The sequence below is a fragment of the Paenarthrobacter sp. YJN-5 genome (assembly GCF_015040095.1).
Classification (GTDB): domain Bacteria; phylum Actinomycetota; class Actinomycetes; order Actinomycetales; family Micrococcaceae; genus Arthrobacter; species Arthrobacter ureafaciens.
Genome location: NZ_CP053544.1, coordinates 1578167 through 1602324 on the forward strand (window position 1 = coordinate 1578167; position 24158 = coordinate 1602324).

General features: G+C 61.8%; 21 protein-coding genes. 13 read left to right on the forward strand and 8 right to left on the reverse strand.

Annotated features, from left to right (window positions below; translation table 11 throughout):
- The 5 genes from HMI59_RS07420 to HMI59_RS07440 all read left to right on the forward strand — a co-directional run bounded on the left by HMI59_RS07420 (nt 1) and on the right by HMI59_RS07440 (nt 5222).
- A complete protein-coding gene (locus tag HMI59_RS07420; RefSeq protein WP_021471886.1) occupies nt 1–858 on the forward strand; it encodes an ABC transporter permease in 858 nt (285 codons plus the stop codon).
- Nucleotides 859–1590, forward strand: a complete 732-nt coding sequence (locus tag HMI59_RS07425) for an ABC transporter ATP-binding protein (protein WP_021471887.1) — start codon at nt 859–861, stop codon at nt 1588–1590.
- A gap of 72 nt (nt 1591–1662) precedes the next feature.
- Entirely contained in the window at nt 1663–3774 is a 2112-nt protein-coding gene (locus HMI59_RS07430; protein ID WP_193593246.1) for a DUF6541 family protein, read from the forward strand.
- Between the two features lie 2 nt (nt 3775–3776).
- The gene (locus tag HMI59_RS07435; RefSeq protein WP_062097249.1) at nt 3777–4262 is read left to right on the forward strand and encodes a GtrA family protein; all 486 of its coding nucleotides are present in this window, start codon (nt 3777–3779) and stop codon (nt 4260–4262) included.
- Between the two features lie 3 nt (nt 4263–4265).
- The gene (locus HMI59_RS07440; protein ID WP_021471890.1) at nt 4266–5222 is read left to right on the forward strand and encodes a glycosyltransferase family 2 protein; all 957 of its coding nucleotides are present in this window, start codon (nt 4266–4268) and stop codon (nt 5220–5222) included.
- 117 nt (nt 5223–5339) lie between these two features.
- On the opposite strand, the gene HMI59_RS07445 is transcribed toward HMI59_RS07440, so the two are convergent.
- Entirely contained in the window at nt 5340–8786 is a 3447-nt protein-coding gene (locus tag HMI59_RS07445; RefSeq protein ID WP_227471567.1) for a chitobiase/beta-hexosaminidase C-terminal domain-containing protein, read from the reverse strand.
- A gap of 220 nt (nt 8787–9006) precedes the next feature.
- Here HMI59_RS07445 and HMI59_RS07450 point away from each other — a divergent pair, with 220 nt between their 5' ends.
- Nucleotides 9007–9783, forward strand: a complete 777-nt coding sequence (locus HMI59_RS07450) for a hypothetical protein (protein ID WP_156783978.1) — start codon at nt 9007–9009, stop codon at nt 9781–9783.
- Nucleotides 9784–9983: 200 nt separating this feature from the next.
- Entirely contained in the window at nt 9984–10409 is a 426-nt protein-coding gene (locus HMI59_RS07455; RefSeq protein WP_227471568.1) for a hypothetical protein, read from the forward strand.
- Between the two features lie 72 nt (nt 10410–10481).
- On the opposite strand, the gene HMI59_RS07460 is transcribed toward HMI59_RS07455, so the two are convergent.
- Nucleotides 10482–11828: a neutral/alkaline non-lysosomal ceramidase N-terminal domain-containing protein gene (locus HMI59_RS07460; protein ID WP_021471894.1), complete on the reverse strand. Its 1347-nt coding sequence runs from the start codon at nt 11826–11828 to the stop codon at nt 10482–10484.
- A 237-nt stretch (nt 11829–12065) separates the two neighbouring features.
- Nucleotides 12066–14789, reverse strand: a complete 2724-nt coding sequence (locus tag HMI59_RS07465) for a GH25 family lysozyme (RefSeq protein ID WP_308292707.1) — start codon at nt 14787–14789, stop codon at nt 12066–12068.
- 285 nt (nt 14790–15074) lie between these two features.
- Here HMI59_RS07465 and HMI59_RS07470 point away from each other — a divergent pair, with 285 nt between their 5' ends.
- The 4 genes from HMI59_RS07470 to HMI59_RS07485 all read left to right on the forward strand — a co-directional run bounded on the left by HMI59_RS07470 (nt 15075) and on the right by HMI59_RS07485 (nt 18338).
- Nucleotides 15075–16298 carry a CpaF family protein gene (locus tag HMI59_RS07470; protein ID WP_021471896.1) on the forward strand — a complete coding sequence of 408 codons (1224 nt, stop codon included), beginning with the start codon at nt 15075–15077 and terminating at the stop codon, nt 16296–16298.
- Nucleotides 16298–17155 carry a type II secretion system F family protein gene (locus HMI59_RS07475; RefSeq protein WP_021471897.1) on the forward strand — a complete coding sequence of 286 codons (858 nt, stop codon included), beginning with the start codon at nt 16298–16300 and terminating at the stop codon, nt 17153–17155. Before HMI59_RS07470 ends, HMI59_RS07475 begins: the two co-directional genes overlap by 1 nt.
- Nucleotides 17152–18093: a type II secretion system F family protein gene (locus HMI59_RS07480; RefSeq protein ID WP_021471898.1), complete on the forward strand. Its 942-nt coding sequence runs from the start codon at nt 17152–17154 to the stop codon at nt 18091–18093. Before HMI59_RS07475 ends, HMI59_RS07480 begins: the two co-directional genes overlap by 4 nt.
- Before the next feature lie 68 nt (nt 18094–18161).
- Nucleotides 18162–18338 (forward strand): hypothetical protein, encoded by a 177-nt coding sequence (locus tag HMI59_RS07485; RefSeq protein WP_193593247.1) that lies wholly within the window; start codon nt 18162–18164, stop codon nt 18336–18338.
- A gap of 18 nt (nt 18339–18356) precedes the next feature.
- On the opposite strand, the gene HMI59_RS07490 is transcribed toward HMI59_RS07485, so the two are convergent.
- Both HMI59_RS07490 and HMI59_RS07495 read right to left on the reverse strand, forming a co-directional pair.
- Nucleotides 18357–18722, reverse strand: a complete 366-nt coding sequence (locus HMI59_RS07490; RefSeq protein ID WP_193593248.1) for a hypothetical protein — start codon at nt 18720–18722, stop codon at nt 18357–18359.
- Between the two features lie 35 nt (nt 18723–18757).
- Nucleotides 18758–19012, reverse strand: a complete 255-nt coding sequence (locus HMI59_RS07495; RefSeq protein WP_193593249.1) for a hypothetical protein — start codon at nt 19010–19012, stop codon at nt 18758–18760.
- Between the two features lie 63 nt (nt 19013–19075).
- Between HMI59_RS07495 and HMI59_RS07500 the strand changes: the two genes are divergently transcribed.
- Together HMI59_RS07500 and HMI59_RS07505 are read left to right on the forward strand one after the other, a co-directional pair.
- Nucleotides 19076–19225, forward strand: coding sequence for a hypothetical protein (locus tag HMI59_RS07500; RefSeq protein WP_193593250.1), 150 nt, complete (start codon nt 19076–19078; stop codon nt 19223–19225).
- Between the two features lie 206 nt (nt 19226–19431).
- Complete coding sequence (locus tag HMI59_RS07505) at nt 19432–21525, forward strand: acyltransferase family protein (RefSeq protein ID WP_193593251.1); 2094 nt, start codon at nt 19432–19434, stop codon at nt 21523–21525.
- 75 nt (nt 21526–21600) lie between these two features.
- Here HMI59_RS07505 and HMI59_RS07510 read toward each other — a convergent pair whose 3' ends face one another.
- Genes HMI59_RS07510 through HMI59_RS07520 form a run of 3 tightly spaced genes read right to left on the reverse strand, consistent with a single transcriptional unit; the run spans nt 21601 to nt 24157 of the window.
- A complete protein-coding gene (locus tag HMI59_RS07510) occupies nt 21601–22878 on the reverse strand; it encodes a right-handed parallel beta-helix repeat-containing protein (protein WP_193593252.1) in 1278 nt (425 codons plus the stop codon).
- A 37-nt stretch (nt 22879–22915) separates the two neighbouring features.
- On the reverse strand, nt 22916–23257 hold the full coding sequence (locus tag HMI59_RS07515) for a hypothetical protein (RefSeq protein ID WP_193593253.1): 342 nt from the start codon (nt 23255–23257) through the stop codon (nt 22916–22918).
- Nucleotides 23258–23260: 3 nt separating this feature from the next.
- Nucleotides 23261–24157, reverse strand: coding sequence for a hypothetical protein (locus tag HMI59_RS07520; protein WP_193593254.1), 897 nt, complete (start codon nt 24155–24157; stop codon nt 23261–23263).
- Nucleotide 24158 lies beyond the last annotated feature (1 nt).

Here is a 24158-nt window from a genome sequence, read left to right on the forward strand (position 1 = left end):
ATGGCCGACTCGACTGATACATATGCTGTTCCCGGGGTTGGTGCCGGGCTGCTGGACGTTTTCCGGCGCCGGTACCTCCTCAAACTGATTGTCCGCAAGGAACTCCGGGTCCGATACCGGGGCTCTGTACTCGGGTTGGCCTGGTCCTACGTCAAGCCACTCGTGCAGTACGTGGTGCTCTTCCTGGCATTGGGCATCGTTCTCCGGGTGGGCGACCAGATCCCGAACTATGCCCTGTATATGTTCTCCGGCGTGATTGTGGTCAACTTCTTCACGGAGGCCTTCTCCAACGCAACGCGTTCAATCGTGTGGAACGCGCCGTTGGTGAAGAAGATCTACCTTCCCCGGGAGCTTTTCCCGGTGGCATCAGTGTGGGTTGCAGCGGTGCACTTCCTGCCTCAGCTGGTCGTCCTGCTTGCCGCGGCCCTGCTCAACGGGTGGCGACCCGACGCGGTCCAGCTGTTCGGGGCCGCTCTGGGCTTTGTGATTGTTGCCGTCACGGCTACCGGCCTTGGCTTGCTGGCGGGTGCCATCAACGTCTTCTTCCGTGATGCCGAAAACATCGTCGACATGCTCATGATGGTGGTTACGTGGACTTCACCGGTCCTTTACGACTGGACCATGATCCGTCGTCTGGCTCCTGACTGGGCGCTGACGATCTACCAGCTGAACCCGGTGACGGTGGCCGTGGAGCTGTTCCACTGGGCCTTCTGGTACCCGACGGTGACCAAGCCTGTAGAGCTGCCTCCGCACTTGTTGCTGACCGGCTTCGCCGGTCTCGGCATGGCGGCCCTGTTCCTTATCATCGGCCAGCTGGTGTTCCGCCGGCTTGAGGGCCACTTCGCGCAGGAGGTCTGAGTGGGCGCCGCAATTATCGTCAAGAACCTGAAGAAAACCTTCAACCTGCGGCACTCGCATTCCATGAAAGAGACGCTGGTGTGGCTCGCGAAGGGGCGCAAAGGGGACCTCTCCAAGAAGTTCGACGCCCTTCACGACGTCAGCTTCGAGATCCAGTCCGGCGAGACAGTGGCCCTGCTGGGGTTCAATGGTTCAGGCAAGTCCACGCTGCTGAAGCTGATCTCCGGCGTCATCCTTCCGGACAAGGGCACAGTCCGCACGAAGGGAAGGGTCGCGGGCCTCATTGAGGTCGGCGCTGGATTCCACCCTGATTTGTCCGGGCGCGAGAACGTGTTCCTGAATGCAGCCATCCTTGGGATGACCGAAGACGAAATCAACGCCAAGTTCGATGAGATCGTGGCGTTCTCGGAAATTGAACAGTTCATCGACACTGAGGTGAAGTTCTACTCCTCGGGTATGTTCCTCCGCCTCGCGTTTGCGGTGGCGGTGCACACCCAGCCGGATATCTTCCTCGTGGACGAAATCCTGGCCGTCGGTGATGAGCCCTTCCAGCGCAAGTGCCTGGCCAAGATCAAGCAGTTGTCTGATGAGGGCCGCACACTGGTAGTGGTGAGCCATGACCTGGATATGATCTCCCGCATTTGTGACAGGGGAGTGGTCCTTTCTTCCGGTACCGTCCAGTTCGAAGGTCCAGCGGACCAGGCCGTGGCCTGGCTGAGGGATCGTAACTAACCGGCCTCCAACGCCAAAAGTCGTCTGTCAACGGATGGCTAGTGGAAGCATCTAAGAAAGGCGACCGTAGGAATGGGTATCGGCCCGCTGCTGTTGTGTGTACTCCTGATTGTCGTGTTGTGGTGGGGACCGGGCTGGCTGCTTGGTGAAGCACTGGGAATTCGTCGCACCGTCCTGCCTGTCGTGGCGCCGTTGCTTGGAATGGGGGCCCTGACAGTCATTGGCGTCACCGGCCATTCCCTGGGAATGAGCTGGCAGCTCCTGCCCGTCGCCGGAGTCCTGCTGCTCTTGGCAGTCGTGCTTTTCGCCCTTCGGATCTTCCTTGAGCGAAGATTCCCGGAAAGGTTCGGCACGCACGATCCGGGTCGCGCCGGGCTCTTCGGGAAGCACCACATCGCCGGGGCCTGGTGGATCCTGCTGGCCGGACTCGTGGCCGGCGGTACCGTTGCGGCGGTCTCCTGGACCGTGGGCACGGAAGGCCTCCTGGGCATCAACCAGGACTGGGACATCCCGTGGCACGCGAACATGATTCGTTTGATTTCGGTAAACCATGAATGGGATCCGGGGATTGCCGGCAACTTCGCCTACTACGACACCTCCATACCGGAGGCTCCGATTCGAAGCTATCCCATAGCTTTCCATGCATTGCTTTCCCTGGTTTGGCCGTTTACCGGGGTCAGCCTCCCCGTCTTCCTCAATGTGTTCGTCCTGGTCATGATGGCCGTGCAGTTGCCTTTGAGCACCATGGCGCTGACCATGGTGCTGACCCGGCGGCCGATCGCGGTTGCTGCAGCAGGCGCGGTGTCAGGTTGGTTCACCGTCTACCCGTATGACCTCCTGTGGCGTGGGCCGTTGATTCCTTTCTTTGCCGGGATGGTCCTGGTGGGTCCGTTCGCGTTCCTGGCCATCAAGGGAGCCCTTGAGCGACGATACTTCTGGATCCCGGGCATCTCCTTCGGGGCCGTAGGCCTCATTGCGGTCCACCCCTCCTTGGCGTTCGTGGTCCTGCCGCTCCTGATTTTCTGGTTCTTGTCAGCCTTGGTCAGGAGAAAGGGCCGGGTTCTGGGGATCACGGTCTACCTGGCCGTCGCCGGGGTGTTGGCTGCTGTGTTGGGCTTGCCCATCATCCAGCAGATGCTCAAGGAGTCCGAACGCGTCTCCAAGATGATGTGGGCCCCGGATACCGACCGTAATGGCGCCATCCAAAACATCATCTTCCTTCACCACGGCTCCATCGCCATGCCCGCCCTGACTGCACTGGTGGCGTTGGGGTGCCTTGCGGTCGTTTTCAGGATCCGCATGTGGTGGTATTTCGGACCCGTTCTTGCTTTCGCTTTCCTTTCGGTTTACACGATGGGTAGCGAGAGCCCCCGCTTCCTGAACCTGACGGCGCCGTTCTATGACGACCAATGGCGGATCTTCGGGATTCTGGTCATGCTGCTGGTTCCTTTGGCAGGGTTGGGTGTTGCCCAGGCCGCGGAGGCAACTGAGTGGGTGGTCCGCAGGGTCCGCGCCCGTCGGCAGTCCCCTGAGGCCGGACATGATGTTCGACGGCGGCCCAGTCGCCTTGTGGCTGTGGCAGCGGCGTCGGTGGTCCTGCTGGCAGCAGGTATTGCTGCCATTCCCTACTTCAAGCAGAATGCCGAACGCATCAATATCAACACCAAGGTGGACGGTCCCACGTTGAGCGTCGACGAAGTGGATCTGTTGAGCAGGATGGACCAGTACGTGCCCGAAGAGGCCACTGTCCTCAACGACTCCTGCGACGGCTCCGTGTGGATGTACGCCCTCGGAAACCGGATGCCCATGATCCGGCACTTCGAGATCTTGCCGACCAACCGGCAATTGCTGGTGCTGCAGAAGCTCCCGGAGCTGGCCACGGATGCAGCAGCGCGTGAGGCTGCGGCTGAACTCGGCATCGAATGGGTCTACATTGCCGATGGCCGGATCCGCGCGTGGGATGAGCCGAAAGAGGGTTTGACCCAGCCGGACTCCATTCCCTACCTGCAGCTTGTTGCCCGCGAGGGCAATGCAGCCCTGTACAAGATCGACTGGGCCCAACTGCCCGGTGGCAAAGAAGCCTTCGATGCGGCCGCCAAGGATCGCGTCCAAGTCGATGGCGTTCCGGGAATCCTTGAGAACCGGAACCCTGACGGCATCGCCCCGCTTGGAAGGATCTGCTGACAATGAAGGCTTTCATCACCAAGTTCTTCACCTCCAGCCTGTTCCGGTTCCTGCTGATCGGCGGGCTCAGCTTCCTGGTTGACCTAGGGCTGCTGGCTCTGTGCTTCCAGGTCTTCGGTTGGCCGCTGTGGCTCGCCACGGGCGCAGGTTTCTGGGGAAGTTTCTTCTTCAATTACTTCTTGCAGCGCCATTTCGCCTTCGGCGGGGGCGGGACGGCCTTGGGCGGGGTGCTCCGGTACTCGGTCCTCTTGGTTTTCAACACCCTGGCCGTCATGGGAATCGTTGAGCTTTTCCAGTTCCTGGGAGCCGGCTACGTCATCGGTAAAGTAGTGGCGACCGCCGTGACCATGGGCTGGAACTACTTCATCTACAAGCACTGGATCTTTCCGCACAAGAAGCCTGTGCCGGATGCCGGCCACAAGTCCGGTGGAGTGTCCGAAACCGACGCACCACCACAGAACCTCACACCAAAGAGCAGCGAAGGATAAGCGATGTATCGAGGCGTTCGAATAGCCGCGGTCGTACCGGCCTACAAAGAAGAGAACCACATCGGGCAGGTCATCAAGACCATGCCGGATTTCGTCGATCACATCGTCATTGTCGATGACTGCAGCCCCGACGACACTTCGGGAGCTGCCCGGCGCGCCGATGACGGACGCGTGACGCTCATCCGCCATGAAGTGAACCAGGGTGTCGGCGGGGCTGTCCTGACGGCCCACAAAGCCGCAATGGAATTGGGCTCGGACATCAATGTGGTCATGGCCGGCGACGCGCAGATGGATCCGGAGTACCTGCCCCAGCTGCTGGACCCGGTGGTTGACGGCTACGGGTTCGCCAAGGCCAACCGCTTCTTCTCCGGCGAGTCCTTTGCCGGAATGCCCGGTTACCGGATCTTCGGCAACATCGTGTTGTCCTTCATGACCAAGTTGGCTTCGGGGTACTGGCACATCTTCGACCCCCAGAACGGTTACACGGCTATCCGGACCGAGGTCCTCCGCCGGCTTCCGATGAATAAAGTGGCGGCCCGCTACAGCTTTGAGAACGACCTCCTGATCCACCTCAACATCCTTGATGTCCCGATCGTCGACGTTCCCATCCCGGCTGTGTATGGAAATGAAGTTTCCAGCATCAAGCTGCGGAAGGTCATTCCCGAACTTCTTGCCATGTTGTTCGGCGGCTTCTGGCGCCGTGTCTGGTGGAAGTACATGGTGTGGTCCTTCTCAGCCGTTGCCTTGCTTCTCATCGCGGGCCTGGCGCTGATCGTCATGGGCCTTGGTGTCGGTGCCTGGGTGCTCGCGGCCAGCGTCGGTTCTCCGACGGCGGGGTCGGTGATGCTTGCTGTGGTGCCTTTTGTGCTGGGTGTCCAGATGTTGCTCGTTTCCTTGCAACTGGACATTCAGGCAAGTCCCGACAGGCCAACGATGCATCCCATGAAGGAACGTGCCTGACGCCGTAACAGGCTCCATGACAGCGAAAGACCCGGACACAGTGTGTGTCCGGGCCTTTCCTATCCGCCGGGTAGTCCCCGCCGGGTTACGGTTCGGCGGGGACTGCCTGCCAGGGCGTCATGGAAGGGAAGTAAATCCTCCCCAGCCCCAACCGACCTGGCTCCTTGAGAGCCAGCCGGAGGTTCCGTTTCCGGGGTAGAGGAAGAGGCTGCCGCCGGAATCACGGGCCAGGACGTCGTTCTTGCCGTCCCCGTTGAAGTCGCCAGGGCCGAGGATCGCCGTCATGGAATTCCAACCGCTTCCCACTTGTACACGGCTAAGCCAGCCTCCGGTGCCGTTGCCCGGGTAGAGCCACAGCAGTCCGGACGTATCCCTTGCGAGGACGTCGGTTTTGCCGTCCCCGTTGAAGTCACCCGTGCTCAGGATGGCTGACATGACGTTCCATCCCGTGCCCACCTGCGAGACGGTACCGAAACCACCGGTGCCGTTCCCCCTGTAGAGCCTCAGAATGCCCGACGAGTCCCTCGCCAGCAGGTCGGCCTTCCCATCGCCGCTGAAATCACCGGGTGCGATGATCATGGTCATTCCGTTCCACGCCGTCCCGGCTTGGACGCGTGGCTGCAGACCGCCGCTGCCGTTGCCGGGGTAGAGCCACAGAACGCCGTTGGAATCCCGCGCCAGGATGTCGCTTCGGCCGTCGCCGTTGAAGTCCTTGGTGGGCACAATCGATGTGAGCGAGTTCCAACCGGTCCCGATCGAACGCTGTGTGAGCCAACCGCCGGAGCCGTTTCCGGGGTAGAGCCACAGCGTGCCGCCATTGTCGCGTGCCACGACGTCGTTCTTGGCGTCGCCGTTGTAGTCCTTCCATGTATTGGAGGGAGGCACGGTCACTGTGTAGGCCTGGGTGACGATCGCGGAACTGTTGTTCGCTGGATCAACTGCAAAGTACTTCAGTGTCATCGACGACGTTAGCGTAATGGGGCTGGAGTACTTGTTGGCGGCCGTTGCCGTGGGGTTGGTGCCGTTCGTGGTGAAGTAGATGCTCGATCCTGCTTCGTTGGCCGTCAACGTGATCTGCTGGTTCGCCGGGTAGCTTCCGGCAGGTGGGTTGACGGTCACCACGGGAGGCGTCGTATCGAGGACCGTGTAGGTCCGGGTGGCCACCGCTGACGAGTTGCCGAAGGCGTCCACTGCCAAGGCTTTGACCGTTGTGTTCCCGGTGATCGCGAACGGAGCAGCGTAGGCCTTGGTGCTTCCACCCGCCGCCGTGCCTGGGTTGGACCCATCCGTTGTGTAGTAGATGGTGCTGCCGGACTCGCTGGCCGTCATGGTGACCAGCTGGCCCGAGGCGTAAGCTCCGTCAGCCGGGGTGATGGTCAACGACGGAGCAGTGTTGTCCAGGACGTAGGCCTGCGTAGCCACTGCTGACGAGTTGCCTGCCGTGTCCCGCGCAAAGTACTTCAGGGTCATGGTGGTCAGGGGGATTGGTCCTGAGTACACGGGACTGGAGGCTGTTGGCGTGCTTCCGTCCGTGGTGACGTAGATGCTCGCGGCTTCGTTGACCGACAGGGTGATGGTCCTGTTGGGACCGTACGTTCCTGCCGGGGGGTCCACCGTGACAACCGGCGCCGCAGTATCCGGCGCGAAGACCGTCACCGTTCGGGTTGCCGTGGAGGTGTTCCCTGCCTGGTCACGGGCTTCGACCGTGAACGTCGCCGGACCACTCGGAACATCCGTGTACGTCTTGGGCGAGGTGCACTCCGTGAAGGCGTTCGATCCCAGCTTGCACCTGAAGCCTGCCACGTCGCTTGATGTGGAGGCAAAGACGAACGACGGCGAGAGGCCCACCGTTGCTCCCTCTGCCGGTGAGGTGATGCTGACCTGGGGTGCCGTCAGGTCCGCTGTGACCGTCACAGCGGCATCAGCGCTGACGTTGCCGGCCCTGTCCGTCGCCCGGACCCTGATGATGTGCTGGCCGGCGGTGGAGAGGGTCAACGTCTGCGCGTTGGCGCAGGGCGTGAACGTGGTTGTGGAATCGATGGAACAGGCCATGACTGAGTCCGCCTCCGAGGTGACCCCGAGGACCGGCGATCCATTGACCGTTGCTCCTGCAGCGGGGGACGTAATGACCGGGGCTGCAGGTGCCGTCAGGTCGATGGTGAATGACCTGGAGACCGGCGTTCCCGACGGAGCGGCCCGGACGGAGAACGTGTAGGCACCTGCCGCCAAGGCGGTGGAGGGCGTAAACGTTCCGTTGGTGCAAACCTGCCAGACCGGGGTGGCAGTGCTCAACTGGAGGCTGCATTCCAGTGCTCCTCCCGGCGGCGTCGAGGCCACAGTGAAGGTAGGCGTGGAGTCGTTGGTGAAGGCCGGGTTCGGTGCCTGGCCGCCGTTTGCGGCGGTCGGACCGCTGACGATGGACGGAACAACACCGCCAAGGCTCAAGAGCCTGCCTTTCTGCGTCGGCTTGGCCGTCTCCAGCTGGCCGGGGTCTTCCATCACCAGCAGCTTCCCGTCACGAATGTGAAGCCCGCCGATCTTGCTGAAGCCCAAAGCCCACTGGTTGTCCACCGTGTCTGTGCTCAGGTCGATCCGGGAGATCGTGTCTTTGCCCGCATCAGCTGTTGTGGTGCCGCCGCCCGTACCGGTGTAAAGGACGAGGGGTGACTCCCAGTCGTAGTAGATGGCCGTCGGCTTGCCGACGTTGTACAGCGGCGAGGGGACATAGTTGGTGAGATCCCCGTCATCGGGTGCGGTGAAGACCGTCAGCCCCGAGGTTTCAGCGACATAGACCACGACGTTACCGGCGCTGTTGCGGTGCGTTGCGGCCAGTCCCAAGGCACTTGAGTTAACGGAGGCTATGTTTTCGATACTCGGATGCAGCGCCGTGGGATCCACGATTTTGAGGATCATCCTGGCGTTGGCGAACGACAGGTAGATATTCCCGTCAGGGCCGTCGCTGGCAGCATTCGGGCGAAGGTCGCCATCGAAAATGGTCAGGCGGCTGTCGTACTCGAAGACACTGCTTCCGGAGTTCCACGAAGCACGCACCACTTCGGAACTTCCGACGGCGGCATCAGGAATGAAAGCGATCTCGTCACCGCTGCCCGGATTCCCCGGCGTCGGGTCCACCATCGCAGGGGCTCCCGGAAGCTTCGCTCCGTCATCACTTCCGGCCAGGGTGCCCCCAAGGCAGGTGTTGGTTTCCAATCCGCCCGTAACAGCGCCGGCAGTCTCCGTGACACGGCAAAAACCGGCCCTGGCATCGGAGACCCAGATCCGGCCATCCGGATCGACGATGGATCCGGCTGCCTTGGTGAGGCCTACTGCCAGGGTCTGGCGCGCCTGGTCGGCTGCCGCGGGTCCCGCCCCCGCCAAGCCGGCGAGGCTCGCCGTGGCTAGGCTGGCCGCGGCCACCAGGGCTGTGAGCTTGCGACGGCGGCGTCCGTCGCCGGCGTTGGCCCGATCAGGGCGCGGGAGGGTCTTATGAGAGGTTCTTGAGCGACCGGCGAGTGCAAGACATGCCAAACCAAGCTGAAGAACACTGCGATTGCGCGTGTCCACCGAGGGATCCCCACTTCATTCGGATGCTCCCCAGCTCCGCATGCATTGGTTATTCGCCCCACGCCGTTTCCGGCTGCGTCTTAGTACATCTTCGACTCAATTTTCACATTTGTCACTACCGCATTTTCTGTGGACTTCGGTAAGCCCCGTCACGGCCGCGTCTTGACCCCTCGATGTACCGCCACGCACGATGGAGGTGGAGGTCACAATGCGCCGGCTCATGCCACTAACTGCTCTATCCCTTTTGCTGCTGACAGGCTGTGTGGTCCCGTCGCCGCAGCCATCGGAGAGCCCCACGCCGTCGGGATTCACCCAAGGGGAGACGACGACGCCGCCCGCATCGTCGCCGTCGTCCGTACCGCCCACCGACGGCGACGGAAGCGACGCCGGGCCGGGGGAGGATGATCCGGGTCGGTACGCGTACCGCTGCACCAGCCTCGATTCCTCGCCGGAGGTTCAACTGTCGAGCCTTGCCGAAGTCTGGGCAGCAACGAACTACACCCGTATGGATTCCTGCGAAGTCACTTATCAGGGGCCGAAGCCGTTCCAACCTACGGAGCGTGAAGCCGAAGCAATCCAGATGGCCTCCCGGGACGTCGCCGCAGAGGACGAAGTGAACGTGATGCTGCGGGTCCTGGGTCTCTGCACCAGGGTCAGCGACGAAGCCGGACCCGACGGTTTTGCCGGAGCTTCCAGGGAATCGCTGAAGGCTGCTGCCGACTTTTGCCCCGACGCGCCGCAGGGCAAAATCATCGCCGCGTGGGCAGAGGGCACTCGTGTGGGGGACGGCAGCCATCGTGTTGGGGAGGGCCTGCAATCCGGCACCTACCAAGTGGTCAAGCCCGGTCCTTCTTCGGGGGAATGCGAGTGGTCGGTGAGGACAGACGCCGGCGCATTGGCAGCCAGTGGAGGCTCCACAGACGCGGCGCAAGGGGTGCGGGTGGAGGACGGCCAAAACTTTACTAGTGACAAATGCGGAATTTGGGGGAAGATGTAGGGAGACGCAGCCGGAAACGGCGTGGGGCGAATAACCAATGCATGCGGAGCTGGGGAGCATCCGAATGAAGTGGGGATCCCTCGGTGGACATGCGCAGGCGCAGTGTTCTTCAGCTCGGCGTTGCAACGATTGCTTTGGCCGGTTGCTCAGGAACCAAAATTGATTCGTCCCAAACCTCCGCCCTTGACATGGCACCTGTCGTGGCAGGTGATGACAAAGTTGCCAAGGAGAGACCGGAACCGCTGGTGAGGTACCAGTTCACGTGCACGGCCGCTGACGGAAGCCTGATCGGCAAGTTCTCCAGTTTGGAAGAGGTGTGGGCGTCTACCCGTTACCTGCGCATCACTGATTGCGTGGTGGCTTACGTCGGTGCTGGGGCCCATGTCCTGACGGCGGAGGAAACCGCGGCAGTCAACGTCGCCGTGGCGGCTGGGGCTCCCGCCGGACAACAGTCAGAGTTGTGCCTCCGGATCATCCGGGCGTGCACCCGAACTGACCCACGCACCCTCAATGCGGCACTGTCCGCCTACGGCGTCCCGGTAGTGAAAGGTGCCCTGGCCTTGGCTCCTTTGGCGCCGCAGGCTGCCGTCTTTACCAAGTGGCTAAAAGCTGCCGGAGCTAAATAGAGGTAATTCCAGTCAGCGCAAAAAGGGCGCGGACCCCTTTCGAGGTTCGCGCCCTTTTAGGCTGCCCGGAATTCAGGCCAGTAATGAATTCATTGCATTGATGAGGGTGGTTTCCACCCCGTTGGCTCCTGCCTTGAAATGGGCCAGATGACCGTAAACGGTCATGGAGCCGCCGGCAATTCCAGGAAAGTCCGGTTCCCACCCTCCCTCGTAGCTGCCCAAGGGCATAAAGGGCGGAAAGAATTCATTGCTGGGGATGTAGCAGCAGGACTCGTTGGCATAGCCGCCCACGATGATTCCGTTGGTACCGCCGTTCCGGCTTCGGAAATAGGCCGCGTAGCCGCTGACCAGTTCGCCGCCGATCATGGCGATCTTCAGCTGCGGGCTACCGTTGAACTTCCACACTTGGAACGGGGACGGGACCGCCGTCTTGTAGCTGTTGCTGTCGATGCGGCCGATCATCACCTGCGCGTGGCGCTGATACCACTGGGGCTGTCCGTTCGGATTTCCCAAGCGTGCCACGTAGGCGGCCCGGACTGCTGCCAGGTTTCCCGCCGTCGCGGTGATGTCCAGCGGCAGCTGGACCTCCTGATATCTGGTCACCATGGGACCGCTGAGGGCCCGGCCTGCCGATTGCATCGCGGAGTTGACGGTAGCGCCCAAAGCGTCGCCGTGCTGGTCCCGCAGTTCCCAGCTGCGGACACCGCCGGGATCCTGGTCCCCGGCCGGCCCCTGGATAAACATGGCGAAGCAGTTGGGGTTGCGGTTCTCGATGTAGTTGCAGGCTCCCGCTGCAAAATCTCCGTCGAAAAGGGTACGCAGGCCGGCGCTGATCGGGTGGCAGCCATAGCTGAAAATGACTGCGGCCGGGGTGCCGTTCCCACGCCGGGCGACGAGGACCGGCACTGCCGTTTCAGTGTAGGGGAGGCCCACGCGGTTGGCGGAGAAATTCTGCGTGGAGACCTTGTAGTCGAAGGTCACTGGCGTTTCGTCGGCGTCCAGGGCTTCCTGCGCGAGGTCCACGATAGTGTCCTCAAGGTCGTCGCTGTAAGAACGCACCAAGCCAAGGTCCGACAACCCGTAAGCCATGTAGGGGTGCAGGGTATCAATCAGTGCGGGACCGTTGTGGGTATGCGTGGCCTGGATCAGGATGTCGCTGCTGGACCAGTCGGCCAATGCAAGGATCCTGGTCCTGATCCGCTGGTGCATGGCCCGCGGCAGCGCCAGGACATCCAGGCTGATGATGATGTGCGGGTGCGTGTCTTCCCAGATGAGGATGGCCCGTGCGTACAGGGGTTCGAAAGGGGAGCTGCTGGTGGCTTCCCGTCCGCCGTCCGTTGTCCCGTATCCCGCCATGTACGGATTGGTGCTCAGGGACGGCGTTATGTCAGCGCTGGCAGTTCCTATCCTAAACGCCATAAAAATCACTCCTTGATTGCGCGCTGCGGGATGATCTTCGTTTGCCCCCAAACAAAGCCCGTTTCCCGAATGCACTGAACAGCCAAAACGTGAGACCACCTTTATTAGACCACGCAATACCGGAAATTTGGCGGTTGAAAGGAGATTAATACCGGGCCCTTGGATGGACCCGCTTTAAAAGGCGAAAGGCCCGTCCCTGGAGCTAATCCCGGGACGGGCCTGCACGCAGCGGCGGTGTTACCTGGCCGCAGCGGAGAAGATCGTCAGGCCATTCCAGCCGGTGCCGATTCTGCTGGGTGTTCCCCAGGAACCTTTGGCTCCGACGGGGTAGTACCGCAGTTCGCCGTCGGTGGTGCGGGCGATGATTCCGGTTGAACCGGCGCCGGCAAAGCTGCGGACCCCGCTGTAGCTGGAGATGATGTCCCAGCCCGTCCCCACGACTCGCGGAGCTTCGGTAACGAAGGCACCGGCGCCGTTGCTCCGGTACAGCTTAAGGTCCCCGCTGGGGGTCTTGGCCAGGAGATCCGCGTTGGAGTCCTTGTCGAAATCCAGCTGTGCGATATCCAGGCCTGACCAGCCGATGCCGATGGAAACGCCCGTGGACACAGTCTTCCCGCCCGGGTTCCTGAAGTAGTGGAGGCGACCGGTCGCGTCGTAGCCGACGATGCCCGGGTAGGGATCGGCCTTCTTCCAACTACCGACGGTCAACGTCCAGTTCTTCCAGTTGCTGCCGAGGGAGATCGGGTCACCGAAACCGCTGCCGTTTCGTCCCGGATAGACGGTCAAACGACCGTCGGACCACTGCGCCACGATGTCCAATGCCCCGTCCTTGTTCCAGTCGGTGACGAAGCCGGCTTTGAGGCCGCTCCATCCCGTCCCTATGAGGTCTTGGGGCGACAGCGCCGTGGAGCCGGTTCCTTGGAACCGGTAGAGGTTGGCGTCCGGCCTTACGGCCAGCACGTCTTCTTCGTCGAGGCCCTGAGTTGTCTCAACGTCCAATGCAGCCCCGCTGATGAGGCTCGCATCGTTCCAGCCCAGGCCGATGAGACTGCGGGTGCCCCACGTTCCGGACGACACGGGGTAGTAATAGAGGTCTCCATTGCCGGCACGTGCATGCAGGCCCTGGGAACCCGCACCGCTGAAGTTGGTGGCGGAGCTGACGGCACTCATCCCGGACCAGCCGCTTCCGACGACCCTTGCCGTTTCATTGAGGAAGCCGCCGACTCCGTTGGATCGGTATAGCCGGAGGGCGCCATCGGCAGTACGGGTGACCATGTCCTGGCTGCCGTCGCCGTCGAAATCAAGCTGGTTGAGTTGGTGCCCCCTGAAGCCTGTGCCGATCAGCGTTCCGTTGCCAAGCGCGCCGCCCCGGGTGTTCGGGTAGCGGTAGAGGTTGCCCAGATAGTCTTGGCCGATGACTCCGGGATAGGGGTCCTTCAGGTTCCACCAGCCCACCGTGAGTGACATTTCCTCCCAGCCTGAGCCCACCTGGACTGCTCCATAGAAGCCGCCGCCCGGGGCTCCGCGGAAGACCTTCAACGTCCCGTCGGACCATTGGGACAAGATGTCCTGGACGCCATCCTGGTCCCAGTCCACGACGTATACGGCTGTTGCATCCGACCATCCCGACCCAATGGTGTACGGGCCGGTGATCCTGCCCGTACCGCTTGCCCTGAATGCGTCAAGCCTTCCTGAGGCGTTTGTGGTCAGGATGTCCGCGCCGGACTTGATGGCGGGGTTGGACGGGTAGGAGACACCTCGGGCGAAAGTCCGCAGTTGATCGTAGCTGCCGTTGAAGATGTTGGAGTCGCCCTCGAAAGGCCCGGTGCTGCTGTATTGCCACATCGTGTAATTGCCCCAGCTCAGCGGCATGGAACCGGGCGAGTTGGTGGGGTTGGACCAGTAGGAGGCAATCCACAGCGGGTAGCTGCCGAAGGTGGAATTGCCAACGCACGTATTCCACCAGTCCGTGGTGCTGTAGATGACCGGAAAACGTCCTGTCAGTGCCTTCACCGTGTTGCCGAAATCCGCTGCCCACTGTCCGAGTTGGGCCTTGGACATGTCATAGCAGGTGTTGCCGAAGTAAAAGCCGTTGATGGTCCGGCCTGCGTAGGGGTTGTACTCGATGTCCAGTACCGGCGGAAGCGTGTAACCGTCGGCGGTCCACCCGCCACCGTTCGCCACGAAGTACCTGGCCTGGTCAGCGCCGGAGGACCAGTTGGGGATCGCGAAGTGGTAGGCGCCCCGGACCATGCCGACGTTGCGGGAGCCGTTGTATTGCTGTGCGTAATTCTCGTTGAGGTAGTAGTTGCCTTCTGAAGCTTTGACGTAAGCCCAGCGGGAACCCATGTTCCATTGGCTCTGCCAGTTGACGTTGCCTTGGTGGGCGCTGACGTCCTGGCCTTGCACTCCGATCGTTGGACGCCAATGTCCGGGATCCGGAGCCATGGGGACGATGCTGCCGACTCCCCGTGACCCCGAGGGGGTTGACGTGCTGCCCTGTTCCTTTGCCGCTGCCACGCGGGGCGATCGCTGGCCCATCTCCGCGCCTCCGGCGGGAATGGCTGCCCGCATGGCCGCTTTCATGGCTTCAGGGTCCACCGGGCCGCCGGGCTGGCCCGGGTTTACTGCCTGCGTCCTCGCGTCCCGCTTGCCGCTGGCGGCAGAGTCCGGGGCTTCAGCGGCAGAAGGTTCGACGGCGGTGGCAGCCGCCGGTTCTCCGCCGATGCTTGCTCCCGGTCGAGGCGCGGCTTGCTCAGGGCTGCCTGGTCCGATGGGCGGATACTCCCGATTGACTGCGGCCGACTCCGTGGTCTGCGAGGGGGGAGCAGGCCGGGGGCCTGGCTCAACTGCCTCCACGGGGCCCACGAGGAAGGTCCCGGCCACGATGGCCAGAGCGAGGCCTATCCCGGTCCTGGCCAGAGACCTGCGTGGAAAAGAGCGTACTGAGTTACTCGTCATATCCATTTTTCCGGCCTGTACCGCGGTTCCGCGGCAAGTAGTGGCTTTGCCAACAGGCTCCGGGGCGGGCGCCTGCATAAGGGACCAAAGGCCAGCTCCTATCGGGCATTACCCTAACACTCGGGAAACTGGAGTGACTAGTGGGACTGATGCTGCACATGGGACGGCCGCACCCACTTATCCACAAGCTCCACCACGCCCCTTTTGAGCCGGTCCACCGCTGCCCTAGCGTAAATATCTCGAGATACGCCTCTCGTTTATACGTTCCTGGTTGATGGGGGTTCCATGGATGCGCTGCGCATTATTGAAGGTGAGGTCCGCGAGCTCGTCCGGCGGCAGGGGCTGGATCCCTTCGAGGAAGCCGGAGAAGTGCGGCTGCTCGTTGATGCGGCCATCAATGACTATGGCCAAAGATCGCTTCTGGCCCCGTTGCCCCATATGGGTCCTGTGGACGTGGCACGCCGCCACATTTTCGATGCCGTGGCAGGATTCGGGCCGCTCCAACCACTGCTGGACGACCCCGGCGTCGAGGAGATCTGGATCAACGCTCCACACGAGGTCTTCGTTGCACGCAACGGGGAATCCGAACTCACTGATGTAAGCCTGACCGGGCAGCAGGTCCGCGATCTTGTGGAGCGGATGCTCAAAACCTCCGGGCGCAGGCTGGACGTGTCCTCGCCTTTTGTTGATGCCGCCCTTCCCGACGGCTCGCGGCTGCACGTGGTCATCCCCGACGTCACCAGGAAGCACTGGGCAGTGAATATCCGGAAATTCATTGCGAAGGCGCGCAGGCTCGAACACCTCGTGGAACTGGGCAGCCTTAATTCCCAAGCGGCCAAGTTCCTCGGAGCAGCTGTAGCGAGCGGACTCAACATCCTCGTCTCAGGGGCCACCCAGGCGGGAAAGACGACGATGCTCAATTGCCTGGCCTCCGGCATCGGTCCCCGTGAGCGGGTGATCACGGTGGAGGAGATCTTTGAACTGCAACTCCCCCTTCGGGATGTCGTCGCCCTCCAGTGCCGGCAAGCGAACTTGGAAGGGGAGGGGGAAATTCCCATGCGGAAGTTGGTCAAGGAGGCCCTGCGGATGCGTCCCGAACGCCTGGTGGTGGGCGAAGTCAGGGAGGCCGAAAGCCTGGACATGTTGATAGCCCTGAATTCCGGCCTTCCCGGAATGTGCACCGTCCATGCCAATTCGGCGCACGATGCCGTGACGAAAATCTGTACCTTGCCACTCCTTGCGGGATCGAACATCTCCAGCGCGTTCGTTGTTCCTACGGTCGCTTCCTGCATTGACCTTGTGGTTCATTGCAGCCGCCACACTACGGGACGCAGGCAAGTGACCGAGATTTTGTCTCTGGGCCGGCGGGTTGAGAACGGCGTGATTGAATCTTCGCCGGTTTTCCAGATGAGCGAGGGACGGTTGCGCCCCAGGGGGACCTCCATGCCCGCGCCGGAAAAGTTCGCGAGAGCAGGCTTCGATGTTGCCGAACTGCTGGAACTGAACTGATGGCGGCGTTGCTGGGGCTGTCATGCGGGGTGGGAGTCTTCCTGATGTGGTGGTCGGCGTGGTCCGTCCCCGGAACCGGAGTAGCCGCCCCCAAGGGGCCGGGTCGATTGGAACTCCTGCTGCTGTCTGCGGGGATTGAGAAGGTTTCGGGAGCAGGCCTCATCATCAGCTGCGCAGGGTTGGGCTTGGTGGTCATGCTCCTGTTCTTCGCAGGGACCGGCTCGCCCGCTGTTGCTGCATGCTTCGGATGTTTTGGCGCATGGCTACCCGTTGCGGTGGTTCGGAGACGGGCCAAGAGGCGGCGATCCAGCCTGCGGCAGGTTTGGCCCGACGTCGTAGACCACCTGCGTTCCGGCATCCGGGCAGGTCTGTCCTTGCCCGACGCCTTGGTTCAACTCGGCTACAAGGGGCCCGAAGAACTACGGCACCTGTTTGTTGATTTCGCCGCAGATTACAGGTCGGGCGGACACTTTGAACCTGCGTTGGACAAGCTCAAGGAGCGGCTTGCGGATCCGGTTGCGGACAGGATTGTCGAAGCACTGCGGATGACACGGGAAGTCGGTGGCTCGGATCTGGGCCATATGCTGGGCACCCTTGCTGCTTTCTTGCGCGAAAGCAGCCGGACCCGGGGTGAGCTTGAAGCCAGGCAGTCGTGGACCGTGAACGGAGCAAGGCTCGCCGTGGCGGCTCCTTGGATCGTGCTGGTGGTGATGGCCGGGAGGCCGGAAGCAATGGCGGCGTACAACTCCGGCACCGGAGCCGGAGTGCTTCTGGGCGGACTGGCAGTGTCGGTGGCCTGTTACTCACTCATGCTACGGATCGGTGCCTTGCCCGAAGATGTCAGGGTGCTTCGATGACGGCCGCTTTGGGTCCAGCGGTCGCTCTTGGCTTGCTGTTGGGGGCAGGATCCTGGCTTGTCATGGTGAGGTTGCCTTTCATGCGGAAGCCAACTTTCCAGGACAGGGTGGAGCCGCAACTAAGGGCCCATAATCTCCACTCCCGTCTCCTTCGCCCGATCGGCCGGGATGTTGCACCCTTTGGGCCTTTGGAGCGCATCCTGCGGCCGGTGGTTCGCGAGGGGCTCGGCTTCCTGGCTCGTTTCGATCCCGGCGGGACCGCCCTTGCGCGCAAGCTGGCCCGGGCAGGTGCCGCGAAGTCAGTGGTCGACTTCAGGGCCGAGCAATTGCTGTGGGCGGCCGGCGGAGTCCTGCTTGCAGTGCTCGGGGTCCTGGCGAGCGCGGTTTCCGGAAGGTTCTTCCCCCTTGCAGCGCTGATTGCCGTTGCGGGCAGTGCTGCGGGCGGGTATTTGCTGCGGAGCTTTGTCCTGGACCTGAGGATCAAGAGGCGCGAGGCGGCGTTTTTGGCGGAGTTCCCGGGTGTTGCCGAGCTGTTGGCACTTGCAGTGGCGGCGGGTGAAAGCGCACTCAATGCGATGGAAAGGATCTGCAGGACGTCCAATGGGGAACTCGCCAAGGAGTTCGCTGAGGTGTTGGCCGACGCACGATCCGGCAAACCCTTCACTGAAGCGTTGCAGGCTTTCTCCGCAAGAACCGAGGTGCCGGCGGTAGTCCGCTTTGTGGACGGTCTGGTGGTGGCTGTGGACCGGGGCACGCCTCTGGCCGAGGTTCTGCGGGCCCAAGCGGCCGACGTCCGCGATGCAGCCAAGCGGGAGCTCATGGAGTCGGCCGGGCGCAAGGAAATCGGCATGATGGTCCCCCTGGTCTTTGGCGTCCTGCCCCTGACCGTCATCTTTGCGGCCTTCCCGGCCGTGGTCGCCTTGGACATCAGTCTTTGACGAGGCCCCACGACTCCAGCCGCAGCAAACAGAACTGATCACCATCACAACCAACTCATAGGAGTGACATGAAAAGAATCGAAGAGAACCACGCATCGGACCCTCGTGCACCGTGGACCCCGGCGGCCCGCCTTATGGTTGCGGCTACGACCCTTGGACAAAAGTTGGTCGGGTACGAGGAAGACCATCCCGAACGGGGCGACGTTCCGGGTTGGGTCATGATCACCTTAGTGACTATGGTCTGATCTCACCTGCTCCGGGGTTTAGCCGCCGTGCAGCCCTGACTCTTTCGCCGCCCGGTCGAGGACCCGCCCGCAGTACGCGGCGAGGTGCACCCAAATATCCTCCGGTCTGCCCTCAGCCCGTTCCCGGATTTCCCGGACGAGGGGGAGCGGGGTTTTGGGGTTGGACACCACACGCCCGAGGACCTGCGCGTTATCGAATGTCGCCGCCCACGCGATCTGCCCAGGGGTGACGTCAGGCCTGCTGAGCACGCCTAGGACGACCTCCTTGTGCGCGTCCGGGGTCATGAGGGCCTCCAGCACGTCTGGCCGGACGCTGATGCGGGAGAGGACCGTCACGGCCGCCAACCAGTCACCCTGCAACGCTTTCGTCTCGAACTCATCCATGCGGTGAGCGTACGCCCAGGGTCTGACAATGTAATTCAGCGGCGTCGCTTCACGCCGGGCAGGTCATCCGTCATGCCGAGCAGGTATTTCGTTGGGATTCCCAACCGCTTCTCAATATCCTCCAAATCATCCACAGTTAACGGAACCCCGTTCCACGTCTGTCGGCTGAAGTTCGCTTGGCTCGTCCCGAGCTGCCGTGCGGCCTCGGATTTACTCATTCCCATCACTGCCAGCGCTGCTCTGAGGCGTGCAGCGACCTGATCGGAGAGCCTAGGATCGGTGTCGCTCATGGCCGGAATAGTATGCCCGGCAGCCGCATAAGTGAAGAGGCGCGGCTCGCTAAACTTGGCACTATGGAAGTAACCCTGACGATCGTGGACAGCGCTGGCGGGCAAGGCACCGTGACCGCCACCGGGACGGACTACACGGACGCGCTGACCAAGGCCCACGCACTGGTCCCCGAAAACTGCCGAGCCATCACCATCCGCACCGACCAGTACTAGAACGCCGAAAGGACCCCCACCCGGTGAAGGGTGGGGGTTGCTTTGGCGGGCCGGTTAGTTTTCTGGCGCGTGGGCGGGTGCAGGATGGGCCGATCATCGTCACTAAACAAAAGCGGATTTATTCTGTCGAGCAGTGACGGATTCAGTGAGTCTAGGCCCTAAGCCATACACTTTGATCACCGTCGTGTTTTTCTCTGGGGGATTCCATGCCAAAAACAGCTGTGCGCAACCGCGAGCAAAGCAAATCAGGTTCAAAGCACCTACGTCTAGACATCCAGGGCTTGCGAGCTATCGCAGTTGGTGTCGTACTGCTCTACCATGCTGGCGTTAGCTGGCTGCCTGGCGGGTTCGTGGGCGTGGATGTCTTCTTCGTAATCTCAGGGTTCCTCATCACCGGCGGCATTGTTCGTGAACTCCGCCGCGATGGTTCTATGTCGATCAAGAACTTCTACATTCGTCGCATAGCCCGAATCCTGCCCGCCGCCACCGTAGCGATCCTGGCGACGCTCGGCCTTACCTATTGGCTGATGCCCGCTACGCGGTGGGTGCAGACCGGGTTGGATGGCATAGGCAGCTCCCTCTACTACGTGAACTGGCTTTTTGCCGCTAGTTCCGTGGACTATCTCGCCCGGGACCAAGAGCCCAGCCCCTTCCAACACTTCTGGTCCCTCGCCGTTGAGGAACAGTTCTACATCTTCTGGCCCGCGCTTCTGGCTTTCGTCACATGGCTTGCCCTGAAATGGGGCTTCCGCTTGCAGAAGGGCCTCCTGATCACGGTGGCACTTGTCGCTGTCCCGTCACTTGCCTGGTCGGTGTACTACACAGCCACAAACCCGGGGGGCGCATACTTCACCACTGCCACCCGCATCTGGGAACTTGCAATCGGGGCGGCGTTCGCCATCGCTGCGGGCCGGGGCTTCAAGGCTCCTAAGGCTGTGTCTGCTGTCATTGGCTGGCTTGGCCTCGCTGCGATCATTTACGCTGCCGCCACATACACGACTGCGTTGCCGTTCCCGAGCTACACAGCACTACTCCCCGTCCTTGGCGCGGCCCTAATCATATGGTCCGGTCCAACCGCCGGGAACGCCGGCCCAATCCTCGCCTTGGGCACATGGCCCATGGTCAAGATAGGTGAGCTGTCGTACTCGCTGTACCTGTGGCATTGGCCGCTTGTTGTCATTGGCGGGGTGGTTCTTGGGGGCCTAACTGAAACCACTGGGCTTGTCATCGTTGCAATGTCGATCGTTCCCGCGTGGCTCAGCCTGAAGTACGTGGAGAAGCCGCTTCAGACAAAAATTCTTGAAGCTCAGACTGATGGATCTAAAATCGCCAGCGGCCTCATGATGACGCTCGCCGCTGCTGCCGCCGCGATGATCCTCGCTGTGTCGGTAACACCGCCGCCGCCGCCCTCGGCCGTTACCTTCACCCCGCAGCAAGTCACTGGCGTTAAGGCAAAGCCCGTTGGGGCTGAGGCTCTTGCGGATGGGGCCCCGCTTGAAATCAAGGACACTTTCTCTTCCATCACCCCAACAGCGGTGAACGCGAAGGATGACGTTCCAGTCGTCAACAGGAACGGTTGCATGCTGAATGCCGAGTCCACCGAAGCGAAGGTCTGCTCTTTCGGCGATCTGGGATCGAGCCGAGTAATTGCGCTCGTCGGAGATTCGCACGCTGCGATGCTCGTTCCGGCCTTCGAAGACTGGGCCGCTAAGGAAAAGATCCGCGTCGATACCTATACCAAGGGGGCTTGTCCGTTCGTCGCTGGGGAGGTCGAGTACGATGGCCAGCCGTATGCGGCCTGCTCTCAGTGGGTGGATAACGTGACTCAGCAGATCCTCGCTACGTCGCCGGAAGCTGTTGTCTCAGCGATGAGCCGTTACCGCATCATCGAGGGTGGGACTCTGAGCTTCGAGGCGAGCAAGCAGCCGCTGGCCCAGATGATCAGCGAAGCGATGAAGCCTTTGCAGAAGGTCGGGATCAAGACGATTATGTTGCGGGATACCCCGCGACCGGAGGTTGCTGTCCCGGACTGTGTAGCGAAGAACGAGAAGTCCCTCACGGCCTGCGCCCTCCCGGCCGATCAGGTTCTATGGAAGGACGGGCCCGAGGTCCGGGCCGCTGATAACGACCCCAAAATCGACCTGATCGACCTGAGCAAGGCGTTCTGCACCGCGGAGAAGTGCCCGGCTATCATCGAGGGGATTCTTGTTTACCGAGACAACAACCATTTGACTGCGACCTACGCCAGAACGCTTCATAAGCATCTAGGTGAAGCACTCACGCCTCTCCTAGCGGGTTAAATTGGGCGCGCCCCACCGTCGGGTCTCATGGGCGATGAGTCAACGGTGGGGCGCCTTTCAACATTACAGGGGCTCTTACCCAACGTTTACGCCTACCGTTGTTGGGGAGGCTGTCCCCGCTGCGATCACCCAGTTGCCGGTGGTGTGATCGGCGGCTCGCGAGACGTTATTGGCGAAGAGACATCCGGCGTTTGCCGTACCCACCTCGAAGTAGCCATACGTTTGTCGGTTAAGGCCCGTGCTATGCATGATGTTTCCGCTGGTGTTCACTGCCGTGCACGAGTCCAGGACGATGCCAGCGCCCGCCTGGCCGCTTCCACCTTTCCAGTTGTTCTGTCGGATTTGGTTACCGCCCGTAATGGCAAGTTGTGAAGCGCCGAATGCGTAGATGCCATTGAACCCGTTCTCCCAGATGTCGCAGCCTGAGACTATGTGCCCCTTATTGACTCCAGATTTGAAGCGGATTCCTGCGCCCTCTTTGTTCTGCTCTATGTAGCAGTTGTTGACGCGGTTGCCGTTTGACGATTGAAAGGTGATACCGTCCCGGTCGCCTGAAGCGCCGCGTCCGTTCCCCCAGATGTGGACGCCGTCGAGTGACAGATCTCCGGAGGAACACATGACACCGGAGAGATCGTTTTGGTCGATATAACCGGCAAGTACCTGCATATCTGTCGCTCCTCCGAAGAAGCGCATGCCGTACCCTTTGGCGAACCGAGACTCACAATTCTTGATGGTGCCGGAGAGCGTACCCCCGGACGAGTCGAAGGAATAATTGTCGCCGTTGAAGGAATCCACCCAGACGGCATCCAATAACAGATAGTTTGCCGCGCTGGTGCTCGGGAACACTAGCCCACGGCTGGGGGCCGTCTGGTTGTTGTAGTTTCCATAGAGCGTAAGATCACGGATCGTAACCTGATTGGCTGCGATCGTCAGCATGTCGACGTTGGCGCCGTTGCGCAGATATAGCTGTCCAGAGGAATTGTAGGTCTGCGCTCGACCGGATGCGCCCTGAATCAGAACGGACGGTGTCGTAATGGTGTGCCCGCCGGCGGTGATGTAGCGACGATTCGGCAGGAACTGGATTGACCCTCCGGGGACCAACGCGGCAAACATGTCATTCAGCGCAGCTGTGTCATTTGCCGAACCGTTGCCCTGCGCCCCGAACCGCTCCGGAGTTAGAGGTGCTTCTGAAACCTTCAAATACGTAGTCGAAGCCTCGGCTTTGTCCAGTTTCGGGATGCCATAAGTGGCATTAAGTGCCGCGTCTTGGAGTCGTGCGGGCAGGTTGCCGTCTGCGACTTTGACGGGTGCGGGGAGGGTGAGGTCGTCACCAACAGTGACAGTGCGTGTCATGGGGTCATACTCCGATCAGTGACGGCGGGTGGGTGGGTTATTTTCCGGGGCGTTCGCGGGAGTCGTAAACGTTGCCGCCCGCGTTCTCGATCGTGATGCTGCCCGTGACGGGTGCTCCCGCCTCATGCCGCCCATACTCAGGAGTCTTCGACGAACCAAGCACCACACGGGCCAGCCAATCCGGCAGGCGCGGCTGCAACCACCGCCAGAACGCATACCAAGCCGCCGTCAACACCGCCGAGGCCATCACCGCGAGAGGCAGGCCATATCCCAGCAGCTCTTCCCGGTGAGGTTCAAGGACGGGAACAACAACCAAAGCCCAGTTGATGAACCCCGCCCACAAAGCAGGGACCACAGTCCGCAGAATAGAAGTCAGCATGGGTCAGCCTTCCTGGCTCAAAGTGACGGTGGTGGTGGCGGTCGCCTGCAGATCCGCCAGCGCGGAAGCGGCGCCTGCCTTGGCCGCCTGCTCGACGGCGGACAGATCGACGGGGGAGCCGGGCTTGGCAGCCAACTGCTTCACTGCCTCCAACAGGCCCGCGTTCTGCCCTTGGATGCTTGCGAGCATGGCGGGGATGGGACCAGCGAGGCGCTTGCCGCTCTCGCCGCCGCGCAGCCAGGTCCAGACGTCGGCAACCTTGTCAGCAACGTCGGCCATGCCGCCGCGTGTCCGGCCACCTAGTTGCCCATCGAGGGCGATCTGATTCAGCATGAGAGTCGTGTGGTCGTTGATCTGGCGCACTTCGTCAGCGGACAAGGTGTCCTCCTCTGGTGTGATGATTTGGCCTTGCAGGACAAGGCTTTCGACTGGTCGCAGGTAGCCAAGGAGGCCCTGCTTGGGGAGCCACTGGTCAAGGACCGGCCCGGACGACTGCCCGGGGAAGGGGTTGTCCCAGCGGCTTTCGGAGCTGTTTTGCGAGGCGCAGCGGATGTAGTCGTAGCCGCGGTCTTCGATCACAACGGCGACGTGGGTGGCTGGGTAGTACCAGAACGAGTCGCCCCAGATCGCTTGATCGCCTGGCTTGGCCGCCTCGGTGGGTGGCACCTGAATATATGAGGCTTTGATCGCCGGTGTTTGCGGGTAGTCCCGGTACATGGTGCCCGCGTACCCAGCCCACCGGCCCGTCCCGCCCGTGGTGTTCACAACGGGGAGGCCGAAGAAGTTCGCGAAGTGCGCGTGAAGGTCCCAGCACTGGGCGCCATAGGCCCGGTCAACGTCTATGTACGCGCCGAGGACCGAGGTGAGCCAGAACTGGAACCGTGAAAGCTCGAATGCCATG